Origin of the sequence: Krasilnikovia sp. MM14-A1004 (assembly GCF_047159485.1) — a bacterium.
Classification (GTDB): Bacteria; Actinomycetota; Actinomycetes; order Mycobacteriales; family Micromonosporaceae; genus Actinoplanes.
The window spans coordinates 4,423,215-4,449,519 of the sequence record NZ_AP038773.1; the positions used below are offsets into that span (position 1 = coordinate 4,423,215).

Genomic DNA, 26,305 nt, shown 5'->3' on the forward strand with positions numbered 1-26,305 from the left:
GCCGGCTCACTGGTACCGACCGGGAGCGATGACGCGGTTCGGGTCGATCGTGTCCTTCAGACGGCGGACAAGGCGCCGGGCCGGGGTGTCGGCGACCCAGTGGGCGTGGTCGACGTCCAGGCGTCCGGGGGCGAAGCCGGCCGCGGTGAACAACTCGTAGAGCCGGTCCAGCGTCCGATGAGCGTGCCCGGCTTCGGCCGGTTCCCGCGTGAACCTGATCGCGATGACGACGAGGGCGAGGTCGGAGTCGAGGGTGAAGTACGTTGCGGCACAGCGTGTACCGGTCTCGTCGGCTGCCCGTTGGACCAGGGACCGCGCCTGCCCGGCCGCGCGGCCGGAGAACGGGATGACGGGCAGGAAGAACAGCAGCCCCGCCTGTGCGTCCATCGTGTCCACCGGGTGCCCGGTCTTGGCCGTGAGCAGGACGTCGTCGGGGTCGGGGGTGCCTGCGTACTCGCTTTCCACGAGCGTGGCGATCCGGCGTTCAGCCGGCGACAGGTCCGGCGTGTCCGCGTGCCGGATGGCCGAGAACAGGCCGCATTCGTTCGCCTCGTCGATGATGATGCCGCGGAGTGCATCGACCGCGCGGGCGGCACCGTCGACGCACACGTGGGCGAGGTACTGGCCGGGGTGGCCCCGGTACGCGGCCGCGGCTGCTGGGTCGTACACCCGCAGGCAGTTGTGGGCGAGGCCCTGGCTCACCCATCGCCGGAACAGGTCGACGGCGGGGGCGAGGGATTCCGGATCGAATTGCAGCGAGATCACCCGCAGTGCCTCCGGGCGGGGCAGCAGGCGGACGGCGGCCGCGGTCACGATGCCGAGGCTCGACTGGACGAACGCATGGAGCAGGCTCGGGCCCAGTCCGGGCGCATAGGCGGGGCCGGCCGAGTCCGGCCACCAGCCGACGTGGACCAGCTCCCCGTCGGGCAGGACGACCTCCACACCGAGCAGGTCCTCCACGCGGGGGCGGCGCAGGCCGACGCCGCGGTCGAGGATGTTGCCGACGATGCTGGTGTGCGCCGAGGACGCCGTGAGGTTGAGAATGCGATCGGTGCCGTCGAGTCTCCGAGCGAGCCGGGCCTGGGTCACGCCCGGCTCCACGACGGCCCACCCGTCCTCGACGTTGAGGCCGCGGATCGCGTCCAGGCCGCTCAGATCGAGTGCGATCACGTCGTCCTGAGCGGGTTCGCGGGACCCGAGCCCCCAGTTCCGGCCAGTGCTGTACGGATGAAGCGGAGCGTCCCCGACGGTGGTGACGAGGGTCTGCACCTCCTGTGGTGTGCGGGGACGAAGGATGTCGTGGACTTTCCGAGGGCGGAACATGCCGATGTTCGGGCCCAGCGAGACAGGCATCTCGCCTCCTACTCGTCGAGGAAGTCGGGTTGCAGGCTGACGATGTGGTCATAGAGGATCTGGAAGCTGTACCAGGCGAGATTCGGGTCTCCGAAGCCGGCGCGGGCGGCACGGGCCTGCTCGTCGCTCATCGTCGTCAGAGCGCCGCCGCCGCGGGCGCGGAGCTGCACCGCAGCGCAGCGGTCGAAGCTGATGAACCAGTAGGCGGCCTCGTCGATCGTCGAACCGACGGTGATCAGTCCGTGGTGGCGCAGCAGGATCGCCCGTTTGCCGGCGAGCGCGCCGGCCACGGCGTAGCCCTGGTCGGGATCCACGGTGGGGCCTGCGTAATCGTCGTGCAGCACGTGGTCGTCCCAGAACGCGGTGGACTCCTGGTCCACCGGCACGAGGCCCACGTTGAGCGCGGCCAGGGCGCGGGAGTTGAGGGTGTGGGCATGCGCCGCGGCGTGCGCGTCGGGGCGCTGGCGATGGATCGCGGAGTGGATGACGAACGCGCTGGGGTTGACCGGGCGGTCGCCGTGCACCACGCGGCCGTCGGCGTCCACGCAGATCAGATCGGACACGCGGAGCCGGCTGAACGCGACGCCGAACGGGTTGACCCAGAACCGGTCCGGATACTCCGGATCCCGGACCGACAGGTGACCGGAGATGCCTTCGTCGAATCCGTAGTGACCGAACAGCCGCACCGCCGCAGCCAGCCGGCGTTTGTGGTGTGCCCGCTCCTCGGCCGGACCGGCGAACACCGGCGGCTGCGGCATCGGCAGTGCCTTGTCCGTCTCGGACAGGTAGGTGGTCATGGTGCGTTCCCTTCAGACGAAGGCTTCCCGGACGGCGGTGGCGATGTCGGTGGCGATGCCGTCCGCGCGGGCGGCCAGCACCGGCATGCCGAAGGTGAACAGGTACGCGCCATGGGTGAGGTCACCCAGCGCGTGCAGGCCCGGATCCGGCCCACCACGCGACGTGATCAGGCGGCTGGTGGTCCGCTCGACGCGTAGCCCACCGAACGGATGCGGCACGGCCAGTCCCTGAGCCACCAGCGACGCCACCAGCTGCCGGGCCATCGGCGCAGGCCGGTGCGTGGCCGGCGTGGCAGCCGATACCAGGACGTCGACGGTGCAGTCCCGGGCGGCGCGAATCTCGAAACCTCCGCCGGGCCGGGGACGGATCGACGTGACCCCGGGGAGCACGTCGAGTTGGCCCGTATCGAATAGATCCGACAGCGCCGCCGCATTGCCGGGCGGCATCGGGCAACAGTGCCGCATCAAGCTCTGGTGCCAGGACCGGATCCGGGACTTGTCCTCCGCGCGCAGCAGGTACCAGGCGTCCTGGCCGCAGCTCACCATGGCGTCTCGCAGCAGCGTCCATCCCGGATCGGGGTCGTGCCGGGCGCGATCCAGGTCCTCCCGCAGCCGCCGGGCGGCCGGAGCGGTGCGGGAGAGGTCCGCGGCGATGGCTGCGGGGTCCGCTCCGGCCCCGGCCAGCTCGGCCGTGGCGAGCGAGATCACGTCCGCTGCGCGCAGCCCGCCATTCCGGCCGGAAAGCTCCAGCAGGTTCGGCACGGTCAGGTGTTGCAGGATGTGGCTACCGGGTGCGCAACGCACGGCGGGCAGCAGCCCGCGGCGCGACGCGAGGCTGATGGGGCCCTGGTGGCCACGTGCCCGCAGCGCCATCACCACGTCCACCGCGGTCAGACCCGATCCGACGATGCCGACCCGCGCCCGCACGGGTACGTCGGCCAGCGAATCGCGCAGCGGGTACGGATCGCGGTGGTAACCGGCCGCTCCGGCCAACCCGTACGGATCGTAGGAGGGCGGGGCGCCCGGGCACAGCACCGCGTGGTCGAACGGCCCAGCTCGCCAGCCGTCCCCGTAGGCGATCAGGTGGCCCTCGTCCCGGACCAGGGCCTGTACAGCGCGCGCCTCGACGCGAACCTGCGAGCCCCCGGCCACCATCGCGGTGACGGCCAGCTCGGCGGCGTCCTGCAGGTAGCGACCGACCAGGGACCGCGACGGGAACACGGACTCGGCCGCCCAGGCTCCCAGACCCTGTTCGTGCAGCCACCGTACGCCGTGCTCGCGGTCCCACGTCCGTGCCGACATCTCCGCCATGGGCACGTTGGCCAGCACCTCGTCGCCGTCGCATTGGAATACCTGGCCGCGCCACAGATTCGGGCCCGGCTCGAACACCGTGATGTCCACGGGGGACACCGCGACGACACGGCGTGCCACAGCGGCCACCATGCACGCCGCGGACGGCCCGCCGCCGATGACCGCAAGCCTCAGCATTCCGCGAACCCGAACGGGGTCATCGCGGCGGTGTCGCGCAGCGTCGGACCGGCTGCCGGTGCGCCGCCCGGCCGGGTGACGTCGGCGGTCAGCGAACCGAGTCTCATGCCGCACCCTCCATCGACACAGGCGGCGTTGCCGGCCGCGCTGCCTGCACGGGAAAGGACGCCGAACGGGAAGCCACGGCCCCACAACGGCGTGATGCGCCTCAAGGTTCAGGCTCGGCTCGGCAATTCGGGGTTGCCGTCGCGGGCGGGGCGAACTCCGGCCAAACGGGGACTGGCCGGGATCCACAGTGTTCGGGATCGGCTGCACCCGCACCGTCGTTGACGGTGCCCGCCGCTCAGCCGGTCGGCGCCGCTCCGCTGGACGGGTCGACGCCGTACTCGGCGAGCCTGCGCCGGGCCCGGCGCAGGTCCCACCGCGCGCCCAGCATGGTGTGCAGCTGCACCGCCTCACCGCCGATACGCGCCGCGTCGTGTGGCCGGCGGTTCGCGGCCAGCAGCACCGCGGCGTCCTCCAGCGCGGCGGCCAGTTCGGTCGTCCGGCCGGCCCCGCGATAGTGCGCCGCCGCGGCCAGCGCCCGTTCCGGATCGCCCTGGAGCAGCGCCGCACAGTGCGCCGACGCGGATGCCGCGCGCGCGGGCAGGATCTCCTTGGCGGCCTCGTCGGCGCAGATGGCGGCGGCCTGCTCGGCGATGTCGCGGCGGCCCAGGCGCAGCGTGAGCCGGACGATGTCCGGAAGCCACTGATGGCGCAGCATCATCGGGGCGTAGTCGGGCACCAGCAGCGGGGCCAGCACCTGCAACGCCTGCTCCGGACGGTCCTGTTGCTCGGCGACCAGCGCTCGGGCGACCATCAGGAAGTCGCAGCTCTCGCGCTCGGCTCCGGTGGCCGGAAGGCTCTCCGCCGAGTCCAGGTGACCCCCAGCGAGTACCGCGTCGTCGCGGTGCGCGGCGATGAGCGCGGCCACCCCGTGCAGCAGCATGGACACCGCGCCCGGTTCGCGGGCGCCGAGGAAGGTGAGCCCCGGTGCGTCGTCGGTGACCGCGCTGATCTCCGCCATCGCATCGTCCCACCGGCCGGTCCAGTAGTGCTGCACCGCCGAGGTGACCTGCAGCCCCGACGGCAGCCGGTGCCGGATCGCGAACAGCATGGCCTCGCGCAGGGTTAGTTCGGCGTCAGCCAGCCGGTCCAGGTTGTGCAGGGTGAACAGCCGGTTGTCCAGCAGGTCGAGGTACATGCTGGTGAGGTCCGGACGGTCCCGGATCAGGTCGAGCGCGCCGTCGACGTACTCCAGGGCCCGAGCGTGGTCGCGGCGGATGGAATTGGTCAGCCAGCCGGTCTGCAGGGCGAAGGCCGCTTCGTACGGATGGTCGCCGGCGATTGCCTCGGCGTGCATGTCCGCCGCCGCGCGCTCCGCGCGGTCCAGGTCGTCCAGGGAGCCGCGCCGGAAGTTCGCCAGCAGGAACCGGTGCCGGGTGTGCCATATCTCGGGCACTTCTGCGTCGGTCAGTGCCGCTTCGAGCATGCCGATCGCCGTCTCCGGATCCCCACGCCGGTAGGTCATCGCCGCGAGCAGTTGACGCATCTCCGCGCGGTCCGCCGGATCGGTGGCCAGCAGGGCGGCCTCACGGGCCTCGTCGAGCGGCCAGCGCTCGTACCGGAAGTCCAGCTTCACCAGGGCGATCAGCAGGCTCTCCCGTTGCGCGGGGCCCGGCAGCCCGGAGCCGAGCGCACGCCGGAGCAGTTCCCCGGTGAGCTGCGGCGCCCGCCGGATCGCCTCGGCGTGGTGCGCGACCAACCAGGAGACCACCCATTCGTCGACGATCGGGCTCGCCGCGGCCAGCTGTTCGGCGACCCGGGTCACCGGGCTGCCGCCGCGGTCCAGCACCCGGGCGGTGTGCCGGTGCATCGCGGCGCGCGCCGGCGCCGGGACGCTCTCGTAGAGGGCCTGGCGCAGGAACGGATGCCGGAATGCCAGGTCCGTGCCGGCGTCCACGACGACGTTGGCGGCCAGCGCCTCCTCCAGGTTGGCCACCAGGTCGATGGGGGACCGACCGGTCACCGCGACCACGTCGTCGACCGCGAACTGGGTGCCGAGCAGGGCCGCCATCTGCAGCACCTCCCGGGTGCCCCCGGTGAGGAGTTCCACGTTGGCGCGGACCACGGCGAATAGCGAGTGCGGCGCCTGCATCGGTGCGGCGACGTCGGCGTACTCGTCGAACATCCGCACTTCGCCCCGGCGCAGCACCGCGGTGACCATCTCCCGCGCGCACAGGGGGTTGCCGCCGGAGATCGGGATCATCGCGGCCAGGCCCGGCCCGAGTGGGGCGCCGACCACCTGGACCACGATCTGCTCCACCGCGTCCTGCGGCAGGGCGCCGAGCTGGATCACCTGCCCGCGCCGGGCCTGGACGCCCCGGCGCAGCCGGGCGAGCGGCCCGGCGTGCGTCTCCAGGCGCGCCGCGGCGACCAACAGCAGCGGCAGGTGCCGGGTGACGGCGACGAGCCGGTCCCAGAGCTGCACTGTGGCTTCGTCCGCCCACTGCAGGTCATCGACGACAAGGACCAGGGGCGCGATGGCACAGGCGGCACGGACGTAGCCGAGCACCCGGCTCGCGGCCGCCGAGGGGCCGGCCCCATCGCCGCCGTCGGCGTGCAACCCGGCGGCCAGGGCGGCCACCCGGTGGTCGGTCGAGCCGGTCTCCAACCCCAGAGCGCGGGTCAATACCTGCAACGGGACCTGCTGGTCGAGTTCGTCGGCGGCGGCCCAGGCGACCTGGCAGCCCCGGCTGCCCACGTCGGCGAACGCCGCAGTGAGCAACTCGCTCTTGCCGATGCCCGGTTCACCGTCGATCCAGACCGTGCCGCCCCGTCCGGTGGCCAGGGCGGGCACCAGGTCGCGGAGCCGGCGCAGTTCGTCGTCGCGACCGGCCAGCAGCCGGTTCTCCAACCCGACGTGCAGGGCCTGGGCCACCTGCAGGGGCAGCACCGGGGGTACCGGTGCCGCCGCGTCCGCGGACCGGAGCGGATCGGCCCGCATCTGTTCGTACAGGGCCGTCAGGCCCGGACCCGGCGCCACCCCCAGCTCGGTCCGCAGGATGTGCCGGGCGGCGCGGTAGACCTCCAGCGCCTCGACCCGCCGGCCGCTGCGGTGCAGGGCCAGCATCAGCAACTCGTGCAGGGGCTCGTGCAGCGGGTTGGTGCGCACCAGGCCGGCCAGTTCGGCCACCGCACCGTCGTCACCCAGGTCGGTGAGCATCCGCGCACGCAGGACCACGGCGCCGAGATGATGCTTGGCGAGCCGGGCACGCTCCTGCTCGATGCGGTGCCCGACCAGCCCGGCGAGCGCCTCCCCCTGCCACAGCCGCAACGCCTCGTCGAGCCCGGCCACCGCACGGGTCGTCTCCCCCGCCGCACGCAGGCCGGCGGCCTCCGCGCACATCGCGGTGAACGACGCGCTGTCCAGGTCGCCGGGGTGCAACCGCAGCCGATAGCCGCTGGGCCCGGACGTCAGCACGTCATGTCCGAGGCGGCGGCGCAGCCCGGAAACGTACGTGTAGATGTTGCCGGCCGCGGTCGCGGGCGGCGAGGCGCCCCAGATGCTCTCCATCAGTTCGTCGCGCCCCACCGCGCGCCCGGCGACAGCCAGCAGCGCGAACACGGTCCGTTGCCGGGTGGGCCCCAGCGGCACCTCCCGGTCACCTCGCCAGGCGCGGACCGGCCCCAGCACCGACACGCGCAGCCGGTCGTCGGGTGGATTGTTCACGAGACCACGGACGCCTCGCCCCCGGCCGGCGCCGCGAGCGGCGACCACGCCGGATCGCCGGTCAGGTGTGGATCCACGCGGTCGAGGACCTGCCGCAGGCGCTGCCTCCAGGACGCCGCGATCCGCTGCTCACGCAGGGCCGCATGGGCGATGTCGGACGCGGCCGCGTACTCGCCGCGCCGCTCGTGGGCGACCGCGGCCACCCAGCGCATCTCTCCCTCCAGGTCGGGGTCCGCGGTCCGGGCGGAGACCCAGCCGGCGGCAGCAGCCGCGTGACCATCCCGGGCGAGGAGCAGCCGGGCCAGCCACGCGGTGAGCAGCAGCTGCTGGGCCGGGTCGCCGGCGCGCTGGGCGTGGGCGCGCTGCAGAACCGAAACCGCGAGGTCGGGGGCGTGTTCGGCGAGCCGGGCGACGTTTCCCGCCAACCAGTCGGCGAGGCTGCCGTCGAGCGGGACGTCACCGGCCAGCAGCTGCGTCGCGACCCGCTCGGGCGGCCCGCCGGACGCGGCGATCCGTTCGGCGAACAGCCGGTGCAGCGTGATCCGCAGGGCGGCTGGGGTGCCCTCGTACAGGGTGCGGGCGACGACCCGGTGCTGGAACACCCACCGGTCCCCGGCGCTGCCGAGCACTCCGGCGGCCGACGCCCGATCGAGCATCTGGACCAGGTCGTCCGGGTTGCCGTCGGTGACCGCTGCCAGCTCGGCCACGGTGGCGCCCGAGGGCCGGGCCGCCTCGCCCGCCTCCAGGAAGGCCAGCGCACGCAGCATTCCCCGGGCGTGCTCCGGGAACGGGGCGAGGTGCGTACCGACCGCGGCGACCAGGCTGGAACGACCGCCCTCGCCCGCGGCCAGAAGGCGGAGATACGTGGGGTTGCCGCCCGCGTCATCGAGCATCCGCCGCAGGTCACGGGGCTCGGGCGGCTCCGGCGCGGCGGCACGGATCAGCGCGCTCGCAGACGCGCTGTCCAACGGCGTCAGCGCGACGACCTCGTCGGCGGACAGCCCGCTGATCCGACTCGCGCCCGAGCGGGCGGTCGCGACCAGCAGCAGCGGCAGCCGCGCGGCCTGCGCGCCGAGCGAGGTCCACACGCGCAGCGTCAGCGGATCGGCCCAGTGCAGATCGTCGGCGACCAGGATGACCGGTGCGGTTCCGGCAGCGTGGCGGATCAGGTCCACCGCCCGGTCGGCCGCCTCGGCGCCGCTGCCGTCGAGGGCGTCCACGGCGGCCGTGAAGAGGTCACGCGCACGCCGCCGCGCGTCGGCGTCGGCCATCGCGGACTCGACGCATTCCAACAGCATGCCCAACGGGATGCGCTGGGTCAGTTCGTCGCCGGCCGCCCAGCCGAGGCGGCATCCGGCCGGGGCGGCGTCGCGTAGCGCCGCCGCGAGCAGCGCTGACCTGCCCATACCCGGGCTGCCGTGGATCAGAATGCTGCGCCCGTGCCCGCGTACGGCCTCGGCGGCGGCGCGGTGCAGCCCGGCGATCACGGCGTCGCGTCCGGGCAGCGGCGCGCCGCGCCTCTTCGCGGTGGTTGCCGGACGGCCCGGACGGTGCGCAACGGGGCCGCCGGTCGTCCGCAGCACATCGGCCAGCCCGGTGCGCGCAGGGGTGTCCACGAGCGCGCGCAGACTCTCGATCTCCTCGTCCGACCGGCCGGTCTCGGCCAGCAACGCGACATACCGTTCGGCGGTGGCGAGCCGGAGCTCGGCCAGGCGCAGCCGCTGGGTCTCGGCGAACGGTCCGGGCACCCCGGCGAGCGCGTCACCGTGCCACAGTCGCAGCGCGGACTCCACGGCGGCCAGTTCGGCGGCGATGTTGCCCTCGTCGCGGTGACATCGGGCCGCTGCCCGCAGCGACTCGAACCGGAAGGCGTCGATGGACTCCGGCGGCAGGAGCATCCGGTACGAGCCTCCGCCGGAGGTGAGCAGTCGGCCCGCGGCCCACCTGTCCCGAGCCGGTTCCAGTACCTGCCGGAGCGCGGAGACGTAGGTGTACACGTTGCCGGTCGCGCTGGACGGCGGCTGCTCACCCCAGACTGCGGCGACGAGCTGCTCGCGGGACACGGCCTGGCCGGGGTGCAGAGCGAGCGTGCACAGGACGGCCGTACGGCGCGCCGACCCGAGCGTGAGTTCGGCGCCATTCCGCCATGCCCGGACATTGCCCAGCAGGCGCAGCTCCACCCTCTCGTGCATTGCCGACCCGACTTCCAACCTCGTCCTGGACGCCGATCAATCTACCGGCCGCTGCCCTCCACCATTTCACTCCTGACCAAGGAATCAGGACGGTGCCCCGCCCCGACCGGCTGACGCGATGCAACCGCTCGGTCGGATCGTCCTTGCTTGAGACGGCATATCGGATATGCCGCCCCTTGGTGGATGTGGATGCGCGGAACACGCTCCCCGAGTGCCCGGTGTCGCCGTGCGACACCCGGCGCAACCTTCATGGCCCGCACACCGCGGGCAAGGCGGCGTGGAGATTTCTTGAATACGGCCTCCGGAGACTGACGCCGCACACGTGACAAGCCGGAGGCAACCAGTGAAACAGGTTCAGGTGACCGTGCAGGCCTTGGATTCGCTCAGCCGCGCCGACCTCGGGGGATCCGCGCGTACGCCGGAGCCCCTGGCCCGCCGGGTCGGCCCGCCGCGCGCCAGAAGCTACTGGGCGCCCGCGTTGCTCCGCAGAGCGCCGTCCCGCCACCGACCTTGTTGCGGCCGAAGGCATGCACCCGTGGCGGAGAGATTCGCGGCCGATCCCCGTTGCGGGGATGCCCACCGGCGGCCCCTCCTGTTCCGGTCGGCCTGCTGAACTACCCAGCAACTGGCGGACCTCCCCACACGGCCGGACCGTCATGGAGTGCGCCGACGGCTACCGCGGAGTGATCAGCCCAAGCTTGACCGCGAACATACGACCCCCGGCATATCAACCGCTCCGGTCATTGAGTACGACGGTTCGAGGAAATGCAGCGACGGGCACGGAGTCTGCTGCCGGCTCGGACGCCGGCCGGCGCAACCTCGACAACCTGGCGGTCAGGCGCTGCACGACGCCGCCGTAGAGCACCCCGACGACCAGCGATGCGACCAGGGCCAGGTACCGGGAATAGTGGTCGAGCATCGGGTAGACGTGCCAGTGGGTCACGTAGATCCACAGTGATGCGCCGGCCACCGTGCCGGCGATCCGCCGCAGCATCACCGAGCTGGGAAGCGTCGGCGCCCAGACCAGCAGGAGGACACCCACCCCCACGACCGCCACCTGTAGGCGCTCGCTGTCGTAGTTGAGGACCGCGGCCACGGTGATCGCCGTGACCAGCCAGCGTTGCCGGGCCAGAGCCGCCTTGCCGGCCGCCCACCCGAGCGCGAAGAGCCAGAACACCTGGACCGGCGTGGCCATGTGGTGCATGGGCGAGACAGGGATCAGGCCATACCGGACGGTGAGGGCAACGCCGAGGAGCGTCACGGGAACGGCGAACGGGAACCGCCGCACGCACCGGTCGATCGCCGGAATGGCCATCACGAGCGCCAGGGCCAGCAGGATGTAGATGTACGTCTCGATGAACCACAGGTTCCGCTCGTCGCCGAGGCGGGGGCCGATCGCCTCATTGAGCAGGGCGACATTTTTCCAGGTGTACGAGTAGTCGGTGAGCAGGACCACCGCGGCGACGAAGATCGACGTCGGCACGGCAACGCGCGCCACGGTGGTCGCGATGTGCCGGATGCGTTCGCGCCGGTCGCCCGCCGCGAGGGGAAAGCGCGCGAAGTTGAAACCGGCCACCGCGAGCAGCAGGTGGGCGCCGCCGTGGATGGTGAAGGCATGAATGTGGGAGCCGACGATCAGGACGATCGAGATCGCGCGCAGTAGCACCGTGGTGTCGACCCTCTGTCGGCGTACCGGCGGCGGGTCGGGTCTGGCCGACAGTTCGCGTATCGGCATCGCCTGCCAGCCCGCCGGGAGGCCACCCAGCGCCTCCTCCAGCCGCACGGACATCTCGACGTACGACAGCGAGTCCCCGCCGAGGCTGACGAAGCTGTCGTCGTCGCTGGCGTCGGGCCGGTCGAGGATCTCCGCATAGAGGGCGCGCAGGTCGGTGGGCGCGGAGGCGTCGCCCGCGCCGTCCGGCGGCTGGGTGGCCCCGGCGAGTGCGCCGACCGCCCGGTAGTCGGGCTTGCCCGACGACAGTCGGGGCAGTTCGGAAACCAGGACCAGCCGTACGCAACGCACCGGCAGCCCGCACCGACCGGCGACCAGCCGGTCGATGTCACTGCAGTGATGGCCTTCCTGGACAACCACGATGAGCTGATCGTCGCGTACGGCGCAGCACGCGGTCACTCCGTCGGCCGCCAGCCCCGCCTCGATCCGTTCCAGATCGATACGCAGCCCGAACACTTTCGCGAATCTGCTGCGCCGACCGACGATCTCGTAGATCCCCTCGGCCGTGCGCCGGGCCAGATCACCGGTACGCAACTCGTGCACGGTACGTCCCAGGGCAAGGTCCGCGGGTTGTTCCGCGTAACCGAGCATCACGTTGGGGCCGGTGTAGACGAGTTCGCCGCTGTCCGGAGAGGCGACGCCGTCGACCGGTTCCAATCGCAGCGAACCGCCCGGGATGGCCACCCCGATCGCCCCGGGATGCGTCACGGCCATACCGGGCGGCAGGTACGCCATCCGTGCTGTCGCCTCGGTCTGCCCGTACATGAGGTACAGGTCCCAGCCGCGCTCCCGGCCCAGCTCGGCGTAGCGCTGTACCTGGTCCGGCGCCAGCCGGCCGCCGGCCTGGGTGACATACCGCAGGTGCGGGAGCCGCATGGTCTCGAACCGGATCCGATCGAGCAGGGTGAATGTGTACGGCACGCCGGCGAACGTGGTGCCGTTCGCGCGGCCGAACAACTCCCAGAAGGACGGGTCGGCGACCGACCGGTCCGTCAGGATCACTCCGGCGCCCTTGATCAGATGGCTGTTGATGACCGACAGCCCGTAGCAGTAGTGCATCGGCAACGTCGTTGCCGCGCGATCGGTCACGCGGATGTCCAGATAGGTGGCGATCGCCTCGGCGTTCGCCCGGAGATTGTCGTGTGAGAGCCGGACCAGCTTCGGCGAACCGGTGGAGCCGGAGGTGCTCAGCAGCAACGCCAGGTCCGGGTGCAGCACGTGCGCCGATCCCGCACGGCGCTGCTCGTACCGCCAGCGGCGGCCTGCCCGACGAACCACCACGTCAGGGTCATAGGTCGCCGTCAACGTCTCGACCGCGGCCGGGTTGTCGCCCGGCGCCAGCAGCACCGGATGCCCGGCGGCGAGCGCGCCCAGGTACGCCACGACGGATTCGACCTCGTTCGCACCGGCGATGAGCACGAGGCGTCTTCCGCCGCCGAGCCGGCGAGCCGCCCGTGCCACCCGCCGCGCCAACTCACCGTACGAGATTGTGTCGCGCTGGGTGATCAACGCGATCCGGTCCGCATGCGTCAGGAGGTCACACCCCAGAGGGCGGGGGCCGATGTCGGGGTGAGTGGGGCGGTGCGGCTTCACGGCTCGTGACAGTAAGGTAAGGGAAACCTAACTGTCCACCTGGCTGACCAGGGATTAGCTCGTCAGGGGCCCGAGACGTCCGTCACTTACCGCCGACGAAGACCTCGTCTAAGGTATCCCTAACCTAATCGACGGCAGGGAAGGGCGACGGACGGCATGCGTCAGTGGAGGCGGCTCCTGGCCGTGCTGTTGTGTGGGGCTCTGACCGCCTGCGGGAGCGGGTCGGGCGACGACAAGGACACGCTCATCGTGTACGGAGCGCCGCACGGCGAGCTGCTCTCCGCGATGGTCGACAAGTTCACAGAGCAGACCGGGATCAAGGTCAAGATCCGGCCCGGCGCCGACTCGGAACTCGCCAACCAGATCGTGCAGGAGGGCAAGGCATCGCCCGCGGACGTGTTCATGACCGAGAACTCGCCGGCCATGGGCCTCGTGGCGGGCAAGGGCCTGTTCGCCCGGGTCGAGGACCCGACGGTGGCTCAGGTGCCGGCCGGGTTCGTACCGTCGAACCACAGCTGGATCGGCTACGCCGCCCGCTCGACGGTGCTGGTCCGCAACACCACCGCGCTGCCGCAGAACCAGCTCCCGAAATCGATCCTGGATCTCGCGCAGCCGCCCTGGCAGGGCAGGTTCGGTATCGCACCCTCCGGGGCCGACTTCCAGGCCATCGTCAGCGCGGTGCTCGCACTGAAGGGCACAGCGGCCACCCAGCAGTGGCTGGACGGGCTCAAGCGGAACGCCAAGATCTACACGAACAACATCGCGATCCTCAAAGCGGTCAACTCCGGCGAGGTACCGGCGGGGATCAGTTACCACTACTACTGGTACAAGGACCGGGCCTCGGGTGGTACCGGCAGCGCCAACGCGGAGCTCCACTTCTTCGGCCACGCCGATCCCGGAGCGTTCCTCAGTGTCTCCGGTGCGGGTGTGCTCGCCTCGAGTACGAAGCAGGCACAGGCCCAGCGGTTCCTGGCATTTCTGACCAGCAGGACCGGCCAGCAGGTGCTGGCCGACAGCAAGGCGATGGAGTACCCGGTCGCCGACGGGGTGAGCAACCCCCAGCTCAAGCCGATGAGTGAGCTCGATCCCCCCAAGGTCGATCCGGCCACCCTCAACGGGCCCGAGGTGATCCAGCTGATGCAGAAGGCAGGTCTACTCTGACCGGTTCCGCCCCGACCACTGTCGCCACCGCGGACGCACCGGCACCCGGGCCGGCGCGGCAGCCGCCGCGACGCCTCGCCAGCCGCCGCTACCCCGCCGCGGCGCCGGTGCTCGGGGTCCTCGTCGCCCTGCTGGTGCTGCTGCCGCTGGCGTTCGTGGTGTTCTACGTGGCGACGTCGAGCTGGACCGACATCGAACAGCTGGTGCTGCGACCGCGTACGGCCGAGCTGCTGGGCAACACGGCGTTGCTGCTCGGCGGCGGCGTACTCACCTGCGCAGTGCTCGGCACAGGGGCGGCGTGGCTGGTGGAACGCACCACCGTGCCGGGGCGCCGCCTGTGGCGCGTACTGCTCGTGGCCCCGCTGGCGGTCCCGGCATTCGTCAACAGCTACGCCTGGGTATCGCTGCTGCCGGGCGCCACCGGCTACGGTGGCGCGCTGCTCGTCGTCACCCTGTCCTACTTCCCGTTGGTGTACCTGCCGGTGGCGGCGGCCCTGCGCGGGCTCGACCCCGCGCTCGAGGAAGCCGCCTGCGCACTGGGCCGGGGTCCGCTCAGAGTGTTCTCCGCCGTGGTGCTGCCGCAGCTGCGCCCCGCCGTGGCGGGCGGGTGCCTGCTGGTCGGGCTGCACCTGTTGGCGGAGTTCGGCGCGTTGCAGATGCTGCGCTTTCCCACGTTCACCGTCGCCATCTACGAGCAGTACCAGTCCTCGTTCAACGGCTCCGCTGCCACCATGCTGGCCGCCGTGCTGCTGCTGTGCTGCCTGCTGCTGCTCCTCGCCGAGTTGCGGCTGCGCGGCCGGGCCCGGTACGCACGGGTCGGTGCGGGCTCCGCGCGCCCCGCGCCGCGGGCGCGCCTGCGCGCCATGACGCTGCCGGCTACGGCGGGCCTGGGACTGTTGACCGTACTGGCGCTCGGCGTGCCGCTGGGCAGTCTCACCTACTGGCTGTTGCAGGGATCGGTCACCGTGGCGCTGGGTCCGCTCGGCACGGCAGCGGCCAGCTCGCTGGGGCTCGGCGCCACCGCCGCCGTGGTGACCGTGGCACTGGCACTACCCCTCGCGTGGCTCGACGTGCGCCGCCCCGGCCGGCTCACCACCCTCATCGAGCGGAGCACCTACTTCGGCAACGCGCTGCCCGGCATCGTGGTGGCCCTGGCTCTGGTGACCATCAGCATCCGCATCGCCCCTGGCCTGTACCAGACGATCCCGCTGGTGGTCGCGGCCTACGCGATCCTCTTCCTCCCCCGCGCCGTGGTCAGCGTGCGGGCCGCCCTCGCCCAGGCGCCGCCACTGCTCGACGATGTGGCACACAGCCTCGGCCTGTCGCCGCTTGCCAGACTGCGGCGGGTCACACTCCCGCTGATCGCGCCGGGCCTGGGCGCGGGCGCAGCACTGGTGTTCGTCGCGGCGGTCACCGAGCTCACCGCCACGCTGCTGCTCGCCCCGACCGGCACCCAGACGCTCGCCACCCAGTTCTGGGCCTACAGCGACAGCCTGGCCTACGGCTCGGCCGCTCCGTACGCCGCCGTCATGGTGCTGTTGTCCGCGCCGGCCACCTACCTGCTCACCCGCGACCCGGAGAGGACGGCCGCCGCATGACCGCGTTGACCGTGCAGGGCCTGACCAAGTCGTACGGTGCCGTCCCCGTGCTCGCCGGGATCGACCTGCACGTGCCCGCCCGCACCTTCACCGCGCTGCTCGGCCCGTCCGGGTGCGGCAAGTCCACCCTGCTGCGGCTCATCGCCGGCTTCGCCGACCCCGACACGGGCACCATCAAACTCGGCGAGCAGACCGCATTCGCCGATGGTCGCTCGGTCCCCCCGCAGCGCCGGCGGATCGGCTACGTACCCCAGGAAGGCGCCCTGTTCCCGCACCGCACGGTGGCCGCCAACATCACCTTCGGCCTGCCCCGCCGCCATCGGCGCTCCGGGCACCGGCTCGACGAACTGCTCGACCTCGTGGGGCTCGACCAGGCCATCGCCCGACGCTTCCCGCACGAGCTGTCCGGCGGCCAGCAACAGCGCGTCGCCCTGGCCCGGGCACTGGCCCCGGAACCCGAACTCGTGCTGCTCGACGAGCCGTTCAGCGCCCTCGACACCGGCCTGCGGGAGGACACCCGACGCGCCGTCGCAAGCGCCCTGCGCGCCACGGACGCCACCGCGATCCTGGTCACCCACGACCAGGCTGAGGCGCTGTCGCTCGCTGATCAGGTCGGCATCATGCGCGACGGACGCCTCGCCCAGCTCGACCCGCCCGCCACCATCTACCGGCAGCCACACGACGCCCACATCGCGCGCTTCCTCGGCGACGCCGTGCTCCTACCCGCCGAGGTCACCGACGGCGCGGCGACCTGCGCACTGGGCACCCTGTCGGTCCGCACGTCCAACCTCGCCGGTCCAGCCGAGGTGCTCATCCGCCCCGAGCAACTCCTCCTGCACCGCACCGGCTCCGGGCCCACCGCCACGGTGCAGGAGATCAGCTACTACGGCCATGACGCCGCCGTGCGGCTCTGCGTACAGCCGGAGGGCATCGGTGTCACGGCCCGCCTGTCCGGCATCGAACTGCCCGAGCCGGGAAGCACCGTCCGGGTCAGCGTGACCGGCGACGTCCTCGCCTTTCCCCGCGACCGAGCCTGACAGCGGGCTTGGCACCACCCAGAGCCTGAACCGGAGAGGTCTACGCCACGACGACATGCGCCTCGATGGCGTTGGCGACGATGTCGATCAGCAACGGTGTGTCCGGGCCGAGCTGGGAGTTCATCAGCAGCGCGAAGGGCAGGCCGCCGGGGAGCAGACCCACGACGGCCTGTTCGAGCTGATTGTTGGCGCTCTGCCAGCGTCCTCCCTTGAGGAAGTAGCGGCCGGCTCTGGTCGGTTTGCTGCGGTCGACCCCCCAACCGGACTCCACCATGGCCCACGCATCGGCACTCGGCACGATCGCGCCGTTCGTGAAGGCGTGCAGCAGGCGTACGAGTTCACCCGCGGTCAGGTGCCAGCCGATGGTGGCCGACGTGACGGACAGATCGCCGGAGTCCCACCCCGCGCCGGGCATACCCCACTGGTACGCCAGGGCGTTGCCGGGGGCGCTCGCCGTGGCCGCACCGGCCAGCTGCGCCGGGGCGAACACCTGCTGCTGGACGTAGTCGTGGTAGCCCTGGATGCTCAGGGCCTCCCACAGCCGGTCGTGGTCGTCCTCGACCCCACTGGGCGCCGTCAGGGAGACCTTGATGGCTCCGCTGAGCACGGGGATCAGGATGCGGAACAGACCGAAGTTGACGTTCTGGTAGGTGGCGTTGCCCAGTGGGACGCCCAGCAACGCCCCCCGCGCGATCTGTCCCTTGAGTTCGCCGTAGACGGCCAGGTCGGTGGTCGGGTTGTAGAAGCCCGAGCGATGGGTGAGCAACATGTCGAAGGTGAGCTGGTCGACGTCCGGCCCGCGACGCCAGTACAACGGCAGGAACGGGTGGATGGCAGTCCCGCCCGGGACTCCGGCGTCGGCCAGGGCCCTGCGGGCGGCGATCGCGGTGACCAGCTTGCTGACACTGGCCACATGCATCCGTACGTCCGGTGTCCAGTCGACGTCGCCGTCGGCCGCGGTGCGGGCCTTGCCGCTCTGCATGGTCAGGCCGGGCCCGGCGGGCTCCAGCACGCGCAGGACGTAACCGTTGCACTGCCCGTTGAATCGGTTCGCCAGGTCGACGCCGAAGCTTCCGAGGTCGAGCTGGTGCAGGGTCCGCGACGGTCGCTCGATGCCGTCGGAGATCTCCACTCCGGAGGCGCGTTCACCGAGGACGTCCTCGAAAACGTTCCGCTCGCCGCGCGGCCTACCCAGTCGTGCGGCCAGACCGTCGAAGTCGACAGACTCCATGAGCGCCTCGCCGAGCTCGCCGCTCAGGCCCTCCCGCAGTTCGGATCCCTTGCCCGGCATGGCGATCCACTCCCCTTCACAGCGTCCCGGCGTACTGCGACACGTGGTAGGCGTGCGACGTGCCGGGTGGGTTCTGCTGCCACGTGCTCACCATCAGGTGCAGGTCACCGATGGCGCTGGTGGAGTACGGATGGATGAACCCGCCGTACAGAAACGGCTCCTGCGCCGCCGTCACCTGCACCTTGGGCTCACTCCACGGGCCCTCGGGCCGCTCGGCCCGCCGGGAGACGATCCGGCCGGGCAGCGAGTACGTCATCGCCCACACGCCGTCGCGCAGCAGCCGGACCGACGGCTCCCCGAAGGGCTCCTCGGCAAGCACGGAGGTGCACTGCTGCCCCCACCGCCACCCGGTGTCCTGGCGCCAGCCGAAGGGCTCGTACGCCTCCGGCTCGAGAATGCGCTGCCACGGCACCCGTTGCAGCATCATCGGGCCATGCTGCCGGCCGGCGCGCACGGAGTACACGTACACGAATCTGCGGTCCCGCTGCATCGTCCACATCTGGAAGGCGTCGAGGTTGGCCGCGTCGTTGGCCCATGCGGCGCCCGGCACGTCGGTGAAGTCGTTGCCGTTGTCGGAGTACGCGAGCCCGGCCCGGCCCGTGCGCCACGGCTGGTTCTCGGGCCAGTCGTAGACCGCCATGTACGACAGCACCTGGCGGCCCGTCTCGGGAGAGGAGACGGCGTCGTTAGGGATCCTGGTGATCTCAGCGTTCGGGTTGGCGAGCGGCTTGGGAACGTGGATGTAGTCCATGAGCTGCGGGGCCCGGCCGTCGCCCTTCACCCGCGCGGCCGAGTCGAAGACGATCCCGCCCGGGGCGGCGGGATGGACGTTCGATCGCAGCATCACCGGCGAGCGCCAGTCGTCACCCTGCTCCGGCCAGGCCGACGCGAACGTGTCCCCGAAGAGGAACCCGACGGACCCGTTCTCCAACAGGTACGGGATGCCCAGGTCCGTGCCGGCCACCCGCCACCGACGTGCCGGTTCGAGGTCGGCGCCGGTCAACCGTTTCACGAACTGCGCGGGTTGCCGCGCCAGCTCCTGCAACTCGGCCCGCAGCGGCGGCGCGGGACGTACCCGGTTGGCGCCACCCGTGAGAATGTCCTGCCACGGCCGATCAGGCTCCAGCCGATGCCCGCCCCCGCCCATGAGTCACAACCTTTCGCCGCCCACCCGGGACCTCAGCTCCGCGCCCATCCAGTGTTGGGCCTGGCATGGACCAGGTCCAGCATTTCGGCCGGCCGGGGATGTCGGAATGCCGCCAGGCGCCCACCGGCTCATGAGGAGGCGATGGTGACTTCGGCGTCTGCGCCCGGCTGCGCAGGGCCGGCATCAAGAAGCGGGTGCCGCTCACCTATGTGTCGGCCGAGCCGTTCCCGGGCCACTTCGGCATCGGCGGCCTGCCGCACGGCGAATCCCTGCTGACGATGTTCCTGCGCAAGGAGCGCATCGACGCCCACCTCGGCGGGCCGATCGACCACGTCGCGGCCGACGCGGTCGTGCTGGGTGACGGCACCGAGATCCCGTTTTCGTACGCGATGGTGGTGCCGCCGTTCACCGGGCAGGAGGTCGTGCGCCGGGCCGGGATGCTGTCCGACGGCCAGGGCTACGTGCGAGTGCGCGACACGTATCAGAGCGAGAAGTACGACGACGTCTACGCGGTCGGCGTCGCCGCCGCGGTCGACGTTCCGTGGCAGACCCCGACGCCGGTCGGGATCCCGAAGACCGGCTTCCCGACCGAGGTGATGGCGCACACCGCGGCCGCCAACATCGCCGCGCAGATCCGCGGCGCGGAGCCGGCCCGAACGAAAGCGTTCGGCGACATCAGGGCCGTCTGTGTCATGGACGCGGGCAACAACGGCGTCATCATCCTCGCGGACAGGATGCTGCCACCCCGCAAGCACGGCGTGCTCATCCCCGGCCCGCAGGCACACCTCATGAAGCTCGGATTCGAGAAGTATTTCCTCTGGAAGGCCCGCCACGGCTACGTGACCCTGCCCTGAGCCCGCTGTGCTTCACCCGTTCCCGGTCGAATCCTGTCGCGCCGGCCGACGGTACCCCGTGGGGTATTTTGTGGATCGACGACACGAGTGGGGGCGGGGCATGGAGATCGACGCCGAAGCGGCGGGTGATGTCATCAAGCGGCTGCGTCGCGCCGAGGGCCAGATCCGCGGTGTGATCGCCATGCTGGAGTCCGGCCGCGACTGCGCCGATGTCGTCACCCAGCTCGCCGCCGTGTCCCGGGCACTCGACCGGTCGGCACGGCCGCTGATCAGTCGGGCGGGCCGTCGGTGTGGGCGGTGGTGCTGAAGTTCCCGGTCCAGGAGGCCCGGGCACCGGAGTCGCCGATCCGGTAGATGCCGTAGATCCCGGCACCGGCCACGATGACCGCCAGCGCCACCAGCACACGGGTGACGACCACCGATCCGGGCGCCAGATAGGTACGGTTTCCGGTCCCGGCGCCGGTGGCTTCCCGCTGGCGCCACCAGACCAGCACGGCGAGCACCGCGAGCGGTATGGCGTAGAAGATCGCGGTGTCGCCGAGTTCGGTGTGGTCGTGCAGCAGGGTGCTGCTCGGTACCCGGCGCTCCAGCCATTCGCCCGCGCTGGTCGTCATGGGGACCAGTGCCACCACGGCCAGGGCCAGCAGGGCGTTGGGTCCGGCCAGGCGGGCCCGAGCGGCCGGCCAGACCGCCGTCAGCACGAGCAGGAGCGCACTCAGTGGTAGCAGGACGACCACCGCGTGCACGAGCAGGACGTGCGCCGGGAGTCCGTTGACGGTGCCCATGACGTTCCTTCCGAAGCGGGTTCGGGACGGCTATCGCCGACGAGCGTACGGACGATTTCTTCGAGTTCTCCGATTTTGTGGTGTCACGCTGGGTGGCGTGAGCGCGGTGAGCGACGGTATGACGGTGACCCGCATCCTGGTGGTGGAGGACGACAGAGAACTGGGCGAACTGCTCGTACGCCTGTTCCGCGACGTCGGATACGCCGCCGACGTGGCCCGCGACGGCCAGACCGGCCTGCATCTCGCGCTCACCCGCGAGTACGACGTACTGATCATCGACCGGGGTCTGCCGGGCATCGACGGCCTCGACCTGCTGGCCCGGCTGCGCCGCCGCGACGTGGCGGCTCCGGCGCTGGTGCTGACCGCCCTCGGCACCGTCGAGGACCGGGTGGCCGGGCTCGACGGCGGCGCCGAGGATTACCTGGTCAAGCCGTTCGAGGTCGACGAACTACTGGCCCGGATACGGGCGCTGCTGCGCCGCGCCGGCACACGTGCGCACACCATGGCTGTCGGCACCGCAGAGTTCGACCTCATCACCCGCCGGGTCACCACCGTCGACGGCAGCGCTGCGACCCTCTCCGGGCGCGAGAGCGATCTGCTGCGGATGCTCGCGGAGGCCCCCTCTCGGGTGTTCAGCCGGGCGGAGATCGTCGCGAAGGTCTTCCCCGACGCCGCGGCCGAGTCGCTCGTCGACACCTACGTGCACTACCTGCGCCGCAAACTGGGTGCCGAGGTGGTGCGCACGGTCCGCGGAACCGGCTACCGGCTGGGCGCACTGTGAGCGGGCCCGATCCCGACCGGCTGCTGCTGCGCCGCGCCCGTCTGGTTCTCGCCTTGCAGAACGTCGTGGCGGTCGCGCTGATCCTGCTGCTGACCGGGGCGTTCGTCATCGGTGCCGCCGACCGCAGCCGGCGGATCGCCTTCGAACGCTCCGTGGATCAGACGGCCGCCACGGAGGAGGACGTCGTCGACCCGCCGCCCGGCATGTGGATCTTCAAGCTGGACGGGCACGGGACTCTGACCGCGACCGACGATGCGCCCGGCGGGTTCCCCGACCGAGCCGCCCTCGATCGGGTCCGGGCCGGCGGCCCGACCGAGTTGTCCGCCATGGACCGCGACGGCACCGACTACCTGGTGGTCACCAGGGCCCGCGGCGACGGCGTGGTGCAGGTCGTGGGCAGCATGGCGGAGCAGGAACGGGAGCGGCACCGGCTGCTGGCCGTCCTCGGCGTGGCCGGACTGCTCGGGCTGGCCGCCGCCGGAGTGGCGGGCGCGCTGCTGGCGCGCCGGGCCACCGCGCCGCTGGGCGAGGCACTGGCCCGGCAACGGCGGTTCGTGGCCGACGCCAGTCACGAACTGCGTACACCGCTCGCGCAGTTGCACACCCGCGCCCAACTGCTGCACCGCGATCTGCGCTCCGGGGCGTCACCGGCGCAGATGACCCCGGACATCGAGCAGCTCGTGGCCGGGACCCGGCAGCTCGGCGAGGTCGTCGACGACCTGCTGTTGTCCACCCAGCCCCGCGCTGATGACGGCGCCGAGGTGGACCTCGGGGTGGTGGCGGCGGGCGTGGTCGCCGCGCTGGGCACCCGTGCCGAGCAGGACGGCATCGAGCTGGTGCTGAGTCCCGACCCGGACGGTCCGTCGCTGGTCCGCGGGCGCGAGGCCGCCCTGCGCCGGGTCGTCACCGCGCTGGTCGACAACGCACTGAGCCACACCCCTGCGGGCGGGCACGTCGCCGTGGAACTGCGGTCGGAGGGCGGTCCCCGGCCCGTGACCCTGGCGGTACGCGACGACGGTACGGGGTTCGACCCGGCCGATGCGCAGCGCATCTTCGACCGCTTCGCCCGCGGTCACGGTGATCAGCGCCGCTTCGGGCTCGGGCTGGCACTGGCGCGCGAGGTGGTCACCGGCCACGGCGGCACCATCGACGCGACCGGCCGGCCCGACGAGGGCGCCACCTTCACCGTCCGCCTGCCTGCAGCATGTTAGTGGCCGATGAGTGGAGCCGACTACACCGTGTCCGGGCAGACGCCGTGAGCATCAGCGGGGCTGGGCGATCGGCCGGGCGCCGCCGTCGGCACGAGGCTGAACGCGTTCTCCTCCTCCTGCGCGTTGTGCAGGCGCAGGATCGCGTACAGGCCGTAGAGAAGTCCTCGCATCTCGATGACGTCCTCCTGATCGCACACCGTGCCGATCTCGTCCAGCAGATGCCGCAGCCGGAGCACCTGATGCTCGATCTCTGCGTGCGTACGACTGAGTGCGCCGACCGACTCCGGCCCACCCAGTGCCCGCGCCACGATCGGCAGCAGTTCGGCCTCCTCGGCCCGTTCGTGCGCCAGCAGGTCGGACTCCAGCCGCTCCAGCAGGCTGCGCAGAGCGGCGAGATCGTCCCCGGCGGCGAGCGCGTCTGCCGCGGTTCGGACCTGTTCGACGATCGGACGGACCGCGTTGTGCTCGGCGTAGAGACGGTGCGCCGTGGCGACGTCGGCCGGCGGCAGGACGACCGTGTGGGTGCGGGCCGGCAGCAGCGCGCGCAGCGCGATCACGATCGCCGCGACGTCGATCGCCTCCTGGACCAGAGCGCCGACGGCGGGAGGCAGCAGCCCCACCGCGGCGGCCGCCATGCCGATCAGCGACAGGCCCATGCCCGCCACGACCGCTTCCAGCGCGATACGTCGGGAGCGCCGGGCGATGAGGATCGCATCGGCCAGCGCGTCGACCCGGTCCGTGGTGATCACGACGTCGGCGGCTTCGGCCGACGCCGTGACGCCGCGCGCGGCCAGTGCCACGCCGACGTTCGCCGCGGCCAGCGCGGGGGCGTCGTTGATGCCGTCTCCCACCATGATCGTCGGACGCTGCCGTTGCTCGTCGCGGACGATCGCGAGTTTGCCGGCCGGGTCGCGCTCGGCATGCACGGCGTCGACGCCGACGATGCGGCCGACCATCTCGGCCATGTCGGCGCGGTCGCCGGTGAGCAGGACCGTCCGGTCGATTCCCGCGGCCCGCAGCGCGCGCATCATCCGCGGGGCCTCGGGCCTCAGCGGATCCTCCAGGAGGAGAACTCCGGCAGGGACGTCGTCGACCGAAACGAAGACCGTCAGCGACCCGTCCAGGGCCGCGCGGCGGCGCGCATGGCGCACCCACGCGGGTGCCGGGTCGCCGACAATCCAGGACGCCTTGCCGAGCCGGACGCGGTGCTCGTCGACAACGCCCTCGACCCCGTACCCGTGTCGCTCGACGACCTGCGTCGGCATGGTCAACGGCAGTTCGCGGGCGCCTGCAGCGGTGACGATGGCGCTGGCGAGTACATGCGCCGAGGTCTGGTCGAGCGACGCGGCCAGGCGCAACAGCTCGGCGGCGCCCACCGGCCCGGTCGTGACGATGTCCGCGAGCGTGGGCCGGCCGCGCGTCAGCGTCCCTGTCTTGTCGAACAGCAGCACCCGGCCGGCCGCGAGGCGCTCCAGCGCGGAGCCACCCTTGATGACCACACTCGCACGGGCGGCCCGGGACAGCCCGGACATGATCGCGATGGGTGCGGCCAGCAGCAGCGGGCACGGCGTGGCCACGACGAGGACCGCGACGGCCCGCACGGCATCGCCGGTGAGCGCCCACGCCGCCCCGGCAAGCACGAGCGTGAGCGGGACGAACGCGACCGCGAACCGGTCGGCGACACGCACGAACGGCGCGTTGTCCGCGCGGGCATGCTCGACCAGCCGCACCAGGCCCGCGTACGTCGATGCGCCCGCCGTCGCCGTGGCGCGCATCTGCAGCGGCGAACCGGCGTTCACCACGCCGCTGCGCACATCCTCCCCCGCGCGGCGCTCGACGGGGCGGGCTTCGCCGGTCAGCGCGGACTCGTCCAGGACCGCGGCGCCCAGCAGACGCCCGTCCACCGGCACGATCTCGCCGGAACCGACCAGCAGAGCGTCGCCCACAGCCACGTCTCCGACGGCGACCTGGACGACACCGGAGGAGGTGAGGCGACGCGCGGTCCGAGGCGCCCGCGCGGCCAGCAGGCTGAGTTCCCGGCGCGCCCGCCGCTCTGCCCTGTTCTCCAGCAGCACACCGCTGGCCAGCATGACCGCGATGACCGCGCCCGCGAACGCCTCACCCACCGCGAGGGCGCCGGCGAGTGCGAGCCACGCGATCACGTCCACGCTCGGGCGCCGATGGCGTACCGCGTCGACGAGGGTGACCGTGGAGTAGGCCAGCCCCAGCAACGCCGCCGCCACCCACAAACCGACGGCGACCGGGCCCGCTCCGACCAGAGCCGCGGCGACACCGCCGAGCAGCAGCAGCGTCGACACCGCGAACAGCAGCGGGATCACGAGGTCGGCCAACCGCATCCGCGTTGCCTGCACAGACTCCCCGACCATCCCCGGGTCACCCACCTCTCGCCGTACGTTCGTGTGGAACCGGAGTCGAGCGCCCACGCGGGAAGGCCCCGCTCAGTCGGTCCCGCCCAGCAGGTGACGTACCTCCTCCAGGTCGACGATCTGGGCGGTGGGCAGCCGCGGGGGGTGCGCCGCGCCGGTGTGGTCCGGATCCGCGATACCGATGCGGAGCACGAGAAACGGCCAGCCCAGGTCGTCGATCGCCCGGCGCAGCGCGGTGCGGGTCGCCGGCACCTCTATCACCGCGCTCAGTGGAAGCACAGAGGCGCCGAGCCGGGTCGCTGTCAACCACGCCGCGGACAGCGCCTCCCCCGCCCGCAACCAGGACGACGGCTCGTCCGAAGCGCCGAACAGCACCGCGTACCGGGCCGTCCGGTCATGCCCGGGACCGGACGGCAGGGTTCCCGGCTGCCCGAAGTCCCGCACCGGCACCGTCGTTGCGGGCTGTTCACCGGTCAGCGCCGCCGGGGGTATGCCCAGACTGTCGTGGCGTCCGATCCAGTACGCCAGCTCGTCCTGAATCTCAGGGTCTGCCTTCTCCACCGCGTCGGCCCGCGAAGCAGCGCCGGCCAGGTCGTAGACGTGCTCGCCGGTGAGCAGGCCACAAGCGATGCCCTCCGCCTCAGCCGCCGCCACGACCTGCGTCAGCGTGGCATCCGGGATCCGGGTGTCGCTGACCGGACGCCGATCGGTGTGCCGCAGCTCCATGGTCTGCACCAGCCGCGCTGCGGCAGCGTCCGGCTCCCGGTGCGCGGTCGGCGTGAGCACCGCCAGAAGACCGGGCTGATCCGGGACCGGCAGCCGGTCGACGGTGTAGTTCCAGCCGGTCGCGGTCAGCGCCGTCCGGGCGTGGTGCAGCGCGGCTCCGCAGCTGATCATCAGAAGCCGGCCGTCCGGATCGCTCGCCGGCAGTTGCCGGCTCCGCACGGCGGTGAGCTCCATCCGGTCGGGCCGGATCGCCCACCGCCAGGGCTGCGTGTTGTGGACCGACGGTGCATAGCCCGCCATGGCCGCGGCCCGCGCGAGGACCGCGGCGGTCGAGCCGGTGCGGATCGTCATGGTGGTTGCACACCTACTTCCAGTGCCGGCGCCATACCTTCACTGTGAA

17 protein-coding genes and 1 pseudogene are annotated in these 26,305 nt (G+C 71.9%); 7 read left to right on the top strand and 11 right to left on the bottom strand.

Features of this window, described 5'->3' with window-relative positions; genetic code table 11:
* Positions 1-6: 6 nt before the first annotated feature.
* The 6 genes from ACMCNN_RS18865 to ACMCNN_RS18890 all read right to left on the bottom strand — a co-directional run bounded on the left by ACMCNN_RS18865 (position 7) and on the right by ACMCNN_RS18890 (position 12,927).
* Positions 7-1,353 (bottom strand): FAD-binding oxidoreductase, encoded by a 1,347-nt coding sequence (locus ACMCNN_RS18865; RefSeq protein ID WP_412741834.1) that lies wholly within the window; start codon positions 1,351-1,353, stop codon positions 7-9.
* An 8-nt stretch (positions 1,354-1,361) separates the two neighbouring features.
* Entirely contained in the window at positions 1,362-2,150 is a 789-nt protein-coding gene (locus tag ACMCNN_RS18870) for a class II aldolase/adducin family protein (protein ID WP_412741835.1), read from the bottom strand.
* Positions 2,151-2,162: 12 nt separating this feature from the next.
* Positions 2,163-3,638, bottom strand: a complete 1,476-nt coding sequence (locus ACMCNN_RS18875) for an FAD/NAD(P)-binding protein (protein WP_412741836.1) — start codon at positions 3,636-3,638, stop codon at positions 2,163-2,165.
* Between the two features lie 343 nt (positions 3,639-3,981).
* A complete protein-coding gene (locus ACMCNN_RS18880; RefSeq protein ID WP_412741837.1) occupies positions 3,982-7,410 on the bottom strand; it encodes a BTAD domain-containing putative transcriptional regulator in 3,429 nt (1,142 codons plus the stop codon).
* Complete coding sequence (locus tag ACMCNN_RS18885; protein ID WP_412741838.1) at positions 7,407-9,602, bottom strand: AAA family ATPase; 2,196 nt, start codon at positions 9,600-9,602, stop codon at positions 7,407-7,409. Before ACMCNN_RS18885 ends, ACMCNN_RS18880 begins: the two co-directional genes overlap by 4 nt.
* 727 nt (positions 9,603-10,329) lie before the next feature.
* Positions 10,330-12,927, bottom strand: coding sequence for an AMP-binding protein (locus tag ACMCNN_RS18890; protein WP_412741839.1), 2,598 nt, complete (start codon positions 12,925-12,927; stop codon positions 10,330-10,332).
* 156 nt (positions 12,928-13,083) lie between these two features.
* Between ACMCNN_RS18890 and ACMCNN_RS18895 the strand changes: the two genes are divergently transcribed.
* The 3 genes from ACMCNN_RS18895 (at position 13,084) to ACMCNN_RS18905 (ending at position 16,723) form a co-directional block, all read left to right on the top strand.
* Positions 13,084-14,088 (top strand): iron ABC transporter substrate-binding protein, encoded by a 1,005-nt coding sequence (locus ACMCNN_RS18895; protein WP_412741840.1) that lies wholly within the window; start codon positions 13,084-13,086, stop codon positions 14,086-14,088.
* A gap of 107 nt (positions 14,089-14,195) precedes the next feature.
* Positions 14,196-15,686, top strand: coding sequence for an ABC transporter permease (locus tag ACMCNN_RS18900; protein WP_412741841.1), 1,491 nt, complete (start codon positions 14,196-14,198; stop codon positions 15,684-15,686).
* Positions 15,683-16,723 carry an ABC transporter ATP-binding protein gene (locus tag ACMCNN_RS18905; protein WP_412741842.1) on the top strand — a complete coding sequence of 347 codons (1,041 nt, stop codon included), beginning with the start codon at positions 15,683-15,685 and terminating at the stop codon, positions 16,721-16,723. Before ACMCNN_RS18900 ends, ACMCNN_RS18905 begins: the two co-directional genes overlap by 4 nt.
* Before the next feature lie 40 nt (positions 16,724-16,763).
* Here ACMCNN_RS18905 and ACMCNN_RS18910 read toward each other — a convergent pair whose 3' ends face one another.
* Both ACMCNN_RS18910 and ACMCNN_RS18915 read right to left on the bottom strand, forming a co-directional pair.
* Complete coding sequence (locus ACMCNN_RS18910; protein WP_412741843.1) at positions 16,764-18,014, bottom strand: serine hydrolase; 1,251 nt, start codon at positions 18,012-18,014, stop codon at positions 16,764-16,766.
* Between the two features lie 16 nt (positions 18,015-18,030).
* The gene (locus tag ACMCNN_RS18915; protein WP_412741844.1) at positions 18,031-19,161 is read right to left on the bottom strand and encodes a DUF4185 domain-containing protein; all 1,131 of its coding nucleotides are present in this window, start codon (positions 19,159-19,161) and stop codon (positions 18,031-18,033) included.
* A 194-nt stretch (positions 19,162-19,355) separates the two neighbouring features.
* On the opposite strand from ACMCNN_RS18915, the gene ACMCNN_RS18920 reads away from it, so the two are divergent.
* On the top strand, positions 19,356-20,015 hold the full coding sequence (locus ACMCNN_RS18920; protein WP_412741845.1) for a hypothetical protein: 660 nt from the start codon (positions 19,356-19,358) through the stop codon (positions 20,013-20,015).
* Positions 20,016-20,115: 100 nt separating this feature from the next.
* A pseudogene (locus tag ACMCNN_RS18925) lies at positions 20,116-20,307 on the top strand (metal-sensitive transcriptional regulator); the annotation flags it as partial.
* Here the strand turns inward: ACMCNN_RS18925 and ACMCNN_RS18930 are convergent.
* The gene (locus tag ACMCNN_RS18930; protein ID WP_412741846.1) at positions 20,285-20,800 is read right to left on the bottom strand and encodes a DUF2231 domain-containing protein; all 516 of its coding nucleotides are present in this window, start codon (positions 20,798-20,800) and stop codon (positions 20,285-20,287) included. The pseudogene ACMCNN_RS18925 and the gene ACMCNN_RS18930 overlap by 23 nt on opposite strands.
* Before the next feature lie 97 nt (positions 20,801-20,897).
* Between ACMCNN_RS18930 and ACMCNN_RS18935 the strand changes: the two genes are divergently transcribed.
* Both ACMCNN_RS18935 and ACMCNN_RS18940 read left to right on the top strand, forming a co-directional pair.
* Positions 20,898-21,581 (top strand): response regulator transcription factor, encoded by a 684-nt coding sequence (locus ACMCNN_RS18935; protein WP_412741847.1) that lies wholly within the window; start codon positions 20,898-20,900, stop codon positions 21,579-21,581.
* On the top strand, positions 21,578-22,792 hold the full coding sequence (locus tag ACMCNN_RS18940; protein WP_412741848.1) for a sensor histidine kinase: 1,215 nt from the start codon (positions 21,578-21,580) through the stop codon (positions 22,790-22,792). The genes ACMCNN_RS18935 and ACMCNN_RS18940 overlap by 4 nt, the downstream gene beginning before the upstream one ends.
* Positions 22,793-22,812: 20 nt before the next feature.
* Here the strand turns inward: ACMCNN_RS18940 and ACMCNN_RS18945 are convergent, their stop codons facing one another.
* Complete coding sequence (locus ACMCNN_RS18945) at positions 22,813-25,149, bottom strand: heavy metal translocating P-type ATPase (protein ID WP_412741849.1); 2,337 nt, start codon at positions 25,147-25,149, stop codon at positions 22,813-22,815.
* Between the two features lie 102 nt (positions 25,150-25,251).
* Positions 25,252-26,256 carry an Acg family FMN-binding oxidoreductase gene (locus ACMCNN_RS18950; protein ID WP_412741850.1) on the bottom strand — a complete coding sequence of 335 codons (1,005 nt, stop codon included), beginning with the start codon at positions 26,254-26,256 and terminating at the stop codon, positions 25,252-25,254.
* Between the last annotated feature and the right edge of the window lie 49 nt (positions 26,257-26,305).